The organism is Syntrophorhabdaceae bacterium, assembly GCA_028713955.1.
In the GTDB taxonomy this organism is placed as follows: Bacteria; Desulfobacterota; Syntrophorhabdia; order Syntrophorhabdales; family Syntrophorhabdaceae; genus UBA5609.
Map to the genome: position 1 here is coordinate 1 of JAQTNJ010000253.1, position 4,399 is coordinate 4,399.

Consider the following 4,399-nt stretch of genomic DNA (forward strand, 5'->3'; position numbering starts at 1 on the left):
GGCAGGGCTGATCTTCATTGCCGATATCTACGCTGCTAGATGCAAGTCCGTTGATATCTTGGATTAAAGGGAGGGTATGATGGGATACACTAGCACTTGCAACTACTACCACAAGATCAGCCCGACGGCATATCGGGCATACGCGGACACAAGGCGGGATCTGCGAGAGTGCATGGAGCGAGATGAGTACAAGTGGTGCCCAGAGTGTCAGGCAGCAGTTGAACCAGAAGGGCATCTGTCGGCCAGCGGGATTGACAACCTGTGCCCTTGGTGCGGAAGGAGGCTATGATGTACGTCTACATTCAAAGCGAGAAGGCCGGGAGTGACAAGGATGGTTCTTGGGGGGGTCTGTGGACCGTCGGATTCTATGATTCGGCTGGCAAGTGGCAACCCGAGAGCGATCACGCAACAAGCGAGGACGCGGCCAAGCGGGTCGCGTACCTGAACGGAGGCAAGTAATGGGCATCATAGGCCGGGACATACCCTGTAACGAGCGAGAGCCAAAGGAGAAGCATGATTGGCACTCTTACGGCAAGAGGAGATCGGGGCATAACTGGGTACAGGTCTGGAGATGCAACAAGTGCGGAGCTACTACGAGTAACGAGAATAGGCTGGCGAGCTAGGGCTTATCTAGGATTCGATTTTAGGAGGGGATGATGAAGATAGGTGATAGGGTAAAGACAAACGACGGCAAAGAGGGGTGGATTAGGGAACTACACCCACGCGACGATCCTCCCACTAGCCAAGTGGATCGCTGGAATGTGAGTATCATGGATGAGGATAAAGGATACCGCTGCCTAAAGCATTACCTGACTTGGCAGCTCACACCCGACGTCCGCGCATCTTCCGCCCACGTCGAGAGGGCAAAGGATTGGCGAAGATGCCCGCGTGGCATGGACGTACATAGGGCCGTCTGCCCGCTCGAAGTCTGCGAGGAGTGCGACCTCTCCCCCGATGAACCTTTCGCTTGGTTCGAAAGGTTGGAAAAGCTTGAGTGGTCCCTGCGTCCGCCGGTAGCAAGCTGCTGGAAACGGGAGTCTGTCATTGGGGGCATTACGATCCAACCGGGCCTGTACCGCCTACATGCACCGGCGTACTTCGAGAGGATAGAGGGATGATGCACCTGGAGGAATTGCACGAGTTGTACCTGATGGCACTTTTGGAGCACATGAAGTTCTATGTTCCGGTTTTAGGCGAGTGGTGTAACTGCGACTACTGCATGTGGCACATGAGGACTGAAATCTACGAAATGGACGGGAGGGGATGATGAGCTACAACCAGGCTATGAAGTGGGCCAAAACACACCGCAAGGGATTGAGAATCCCACCACAGTATCCCGACACTACAGGCAGCCCATGGCCCGCCATCCCCTACAAGTTTTGCCCAGTATGCGGGTACAGTTGCGAGGCCAGCGTAGGCGAATGTTGCGGGGTCTCATTCTGGGATATGCCTTTAGCCCCGTAATGCCCCTGTGACCTCACCAAGTCGCGTCTAAGGCCCGATCAGGGCTCCGGCGGTACGGGGACAAGGTCGGGCCTTAATCATGCACAAAAACCAAGGCCAAGACGCAGACGAGGACGATAACGGCCAGGACCACGGCCCCTATGCGCTCGTCCTCATTCACTGGTTGGCTCAGGTTTGGCCGGTTTCTGGGTCAACTTCTTCACAACCCAAATCGAACCCCAGACGATACCGACGATGAGCATTAAGGGTATGGTGATGATCCACGGCAGACGGATTCCGATTGGCAGACCTGGTACTTTCATGGCACCCTCCTATTTCAGCCCGAGCCTTTCGACTGGACTGTATTGCTTCCCTTGGATTCGGGCGCGTCTGTCCTGGGTGGCCTTGGCATAGTCCACAACCATCTTCAAGGTCTTATGCCCTAACAGGCTTTGCAGTGCTGAGATATCCCCACCTGAGTCAAGGAAACAAGCTGCGTAGGTATGTCGGAATTTGTGAGGCCCGGAGGCTTTGCCCAAGGATTCAGTGGAGATCCGCTTGATGATCTGGGACAGACCGGAGATCGTTATGGGCTTGGATTCCTCAGTCAGCCACACTCTAGGCTCGTCGTGCGTCCTCAGATAGCTATGGATCGCCTTTAACGTGGGCCTAGAGAGGACCACAACGCGCCCGGATAGATTCTTGGGCCGGGGGATCAATAGAGTCCCTTCCTTGAAATCAATATGGCTCCGCTCCATACCGGCCAACTCCTTGAGCCTCACCCCGGAGTCCATCAGGGTCAACAGAATGGCCCTGTCCCTGTCATAGTTACGCGTCTTACAGTCTAGCATGGCCTGTAATTCGTCCGGGGTGAATACGGGCTTTACAGGATCGGGCACCTTTGGCTCGTCCATAGTGTAGGGATTCTCTTGGATGTACCCCTCTTTGAGGCAGAACTTGAAGAATCCTTTGAGGGCATAGTGCCGCCAGCGTTGCGCCCATTCGCCGGTTCCCCTTTTGGGGGCCTGCTTGAGTTTGTGTAGGTGCGTCTTAATCATGGAGGGCGTGATGTCGCCTGTCTTGATAGGCCCGAGATCAGCCATCAGTTTGTTCAGGATGTAGTAGTGGTCGCTGACCGTCTTGGGGGCGAACCCGTCCAGTTCCCTGGTTAGTTTGTAATCCTCAATTGCATCCTTAAGGAGTGAAAATATAGAAGGTCTAACCATGTTCAAAGCCCTTCAGATAGATGGTTCATCGGAGTGTCTTTGTGCTTGGTGGTGGGCGGTGGGTGGATTGAACACCCGGCCTTCTGTGTGTAAGACAGACTAGATCAACTTCGCTCCTTCCATCGGGGGTTCTTCCAGCCCCTTCCACACTCTCTCTAGTTTCTGCTCCCTGACCATCATCGCTAATAGGTTGTTGAGTGTTCTCTTGTTCTCATCCGTGAGGTAGGGCCATTGATAGGTCATAAACCCAATCACCTTGGTCATCTCTGGGTCATCCCTCCCCACCTCCCAAACAAGGTAGTCCACCGACCTCCCCAATCCCTTAGCGATTGCCGCCAGTACGCTGATATGCGGGTCTTTGACCTTGCCGTTTATGATCCGCCGGATGTTGAACACCTTTACGCCACTTCGCCTTGATAGCTCCTCCGCCGTAAGATGCTGTCTCCCCATTTCATCTGCTAAACGCCCACCTAAACTTCCCATCATCGGTTCCTTTCCTGATTCGACCATCATTGCGCGACACCCTTTCAAAAACCCCAATATATCACACGAAGATTCCAAAGTCAAGACCCTTCGTTTGAACACAACAATCCCACGAACTTTACCTTGGAGTTTACAGAGTTTTCTCAAACCCCTCAAAACCTATTGACAGTCCCTGTACCGTGTAGTAAAGTACGCAAGACGGCAAAGTTCAGGAGGTTGGATGTCACGAAAACCAATAGACGGTGGATCAAGGACAGTTTCCTTGACTCTCAGTAACTCTCAAGTCCAGTACCTCAAGGAAATCAGCAAGCTCCGCCATGTATCCGAATCCCTGGTTGCCCGCGAACTATTTGAGGTCGCCATTTCGATCCGGCAGAAGTTAGGGCTTCAGTGATGTACGCGTACAAAAGGATTCGGCTCGACCGCAACCACACCAGGGACGAACACCGCTTGGTGGTGGAGAAGTTGTTGGGCCGACCTTTGACCAGGTACGACATCGTTCACCACATCAACGGTGATTGCCGGGATAACCGGCCTGAGAACCTAGAGGTCACGACACTGAGGGCACACGCGCAGCACCACCTAAAAGGTAAGCCAAGCGGGAAGCGGGGGTCAGATTGCCCATCTGCGAGGCTGGTATCTGAGGAAGTCTTATTGATCCGAGGGTTGTTAGCCAAGGGGTTCAGCCACAGGGCGATAGCCGAGGTATTTGGTGTCGGGAAAAGAACGATAGGCCACATCAATAGGCGCACTACATGGGGGTGGTTGGAATGACGGATCAAGAAGCCCTGGCGATCTATAGGACGCACAAGCTCTGCGACTGTGAGGCTTGCAAGCTGGCGAGGACCATCCTGAAGGCGATGGACGAGAGGTGCGGGTTCTTCATGGGCGAGGATGGTTCATCACATGATCCGATGGACGACTTTATGAACCGGCCTCATTACCCGGACGACTACTTCAACGATTGGGGCAAGCGGAGGTTTTGAATGGACTCTAAATACTGGCGCGAGAAGATTGAGGCCAAGCTGAAGGAACTGTCCACGGACGATCTCAAGGGTTTGGATTTCGAGGTAATGATGGCCCGCCGGTCAGGGGCGTTCCGAAGCATAGCAAACGGGATTCTGAGAGACCTTGAGGAATTGGAGGGGAAATGCGAACGATCAGCGTGAAAGGACTCTGCCGACGCTTGATGTCCCGCGAGTATTGGGAGATGGCGAAACATGACAACCCCTTGGAATGGGACTACA

8 protein-coding genes are annotated in these 4,399 nt (G+C 53.9%); 5 read left to right on the forward strand and 3 right to left on the reverse strand.

Annotated elements, in window-relative coordinates:
• The first annotated feature begins 285 nt into the window (after positions 1–285).
• The 3 genes from PHU49_15075 to PHU49_15085 all read left to right on the forward strand — a co-directional run bounded on the left by PHU49_15075 (position 286) and on the right by PHU49_15085 (position 1,267).
• On the forward strand, positions 286–459 hold the full coding sequence (locus tag PHU49_15075) for a hypothetical protein (protein MDD5245328.1): 174 nt from the start codon (positions 286–288) through the stop codon (positions 457–459).
• Positions 460–653: 194 nt separating this feature from the next.
• The gene (locus tag PHU49_15080) at positions 654–1,118 is read left to right on the forward strand and encodes a hypothetical protein (GenBank protein ID MDD5245329.1); all 465 of its coding nucleotides are present in this window, start codon (positions 654–656) and stop codon (positions 1,116–1,118) included.
• Positions 1,115–1,267, forward strand: coding sequence for a hypothetical protein (locus PHU49_15085; GenBank protein MDD5245330.1), 153 nt, complete (start codon positions 1,115–1,117; stop codon positions 1,265–1,267). Before PHU49_15080 ends, PHU49_15085 begins: the two co-directional genes overlap by 4 nt.
• A gap of 349 nt (positions 1,268–1,616) precedes the next feature.
• Here PHU49_15085 and PHU49_15090 read toward each other — a convergent pair whose 3' ends face one another.
• The 3 genes from PHU49_15090 to PHU49_15100 all read right to left on the reverse strand — a co-directional run bounded on the left by PHU49_15090 (position 1,617) and on the right by PHU49_15100 (position 3,182).
• A complete protein-coding gene (locus PHU49_15090; protein MDD5245331.1) occupies positions 1,617–1,766 on the reverse strand; it encodes a hypothetical protein in 150 nt (49 codons plus the stop codon).
• Between the two features lie 9 nt (positions 1,767–1,775).
• Complete coding sequence (locus PHU49_15095) at positions 1,776–2,669, reverse strand: tyrosine-type recombinase/integrase (protein ID MDD5245332.1); 894 nt, start codon at positions 2,667–2,669, stop codon at positions 1,776–1,778.
• Positions 2,670–2,768: 99 nt separating this feature from the next.
• Positions 2,769–3,182 carry a helix-turn-helix transcriptional regulator gene (locus PHU49_15100; GenBank protein MDD5245333.1) on the reverse strand — a complete coding sequence of 138 codons (414 nt, stop codon included), beginning with the start codon at positions 3,180–3,182 and terminating at the stop codon, positions 2,769–2,771.
• Between the two features lie 740 nt (positions 3,183–3,922).
• On the opposite strand from PHU49_15100, the gene PHU49_15105 reads away from it, so the two are divergent.
• Positions 3,923–4,138 carry a hypothetical protein gene (locus PHU49_15105; protein MDD5245334.1) on the forward strand — a complete coding sequence of 72 codons (216 nt, stop codon included), beginning with the start codon at positions 3,923–3,925 and terminating at the stop codon, positions 4,136–4,138.
• Positions 4,139–4,321 carry a hypothetical protein gene (locus PHU49_15110; GenBank protein MDD5245335.1) on the forward strand — a complete coding sequence of 61 codons (183 nt, stop codon included), beginning with the start codon at positions 4,139–4,141 and terminating at the stop codon, positions 4,319–4,321. It abuts the gene before it with no gap.
• Positions 4,322–4,399 lie beyond the last annotated feature (78 nt).

Bases quoted from the DNA above. Each gene is read 5' to 3' on its own strand.
- PHU49_15075 (MDD5245328.1), top strand. From the start codon at position 286: ATGATGTACGTCTACATTCAAAGCGAGAAGGCCGGGAGTGACAAGGAT.
- PHU49_15080 (MDD5245329.1), top strand. From the start codon at position 654: ATGATGAAGATAGGTGATAGGGTAAAGACAAACGACGGCAAAGAGGGG.
- PHU49_15085 (MDD5245330.1), top strand. From the start codon at position 1,115: ATGATGCACCTGGAGGAATTGCACGAGTTGTACCTGATGGCACTTTTG.
- PHU49_15090 (MDD5245331.1), bottom strand. From the start codon at position 1,766: ATGAAAGTACCAGGTCTGCCAATCGGAATCCGTCTGCCGTGGATCATC.
- PHU49_15095 (MDD5245332.1), bottom strand. From the start codon at position 2,669: ATGGTTAGACCTTCTATATTTTCACTCCTTAAGGATGCAATTGAGGAT.
- PHU49_15100 (MDD5245333.1), bottom strand. From the start codon at position 3,182: ATGATGGTCGAATCAGGAAAGGAACCGATGATGGGAAGTTTAGGTGGG.
- PHU49_15105 (MDD5245334.1), top strand. From the start codon at position 3,923: ATGACGGATCAAGAAGCCCTGGCGATCTATAGGACGCACAAGCTCTGC.
- PHU49_15110 (MDD5245335.1), top strand. From the start codon at position 4,139: ATGGACTCTAAATACTGGCGCGAGAAGATTGAGGCCAAGCTGAAGGAA.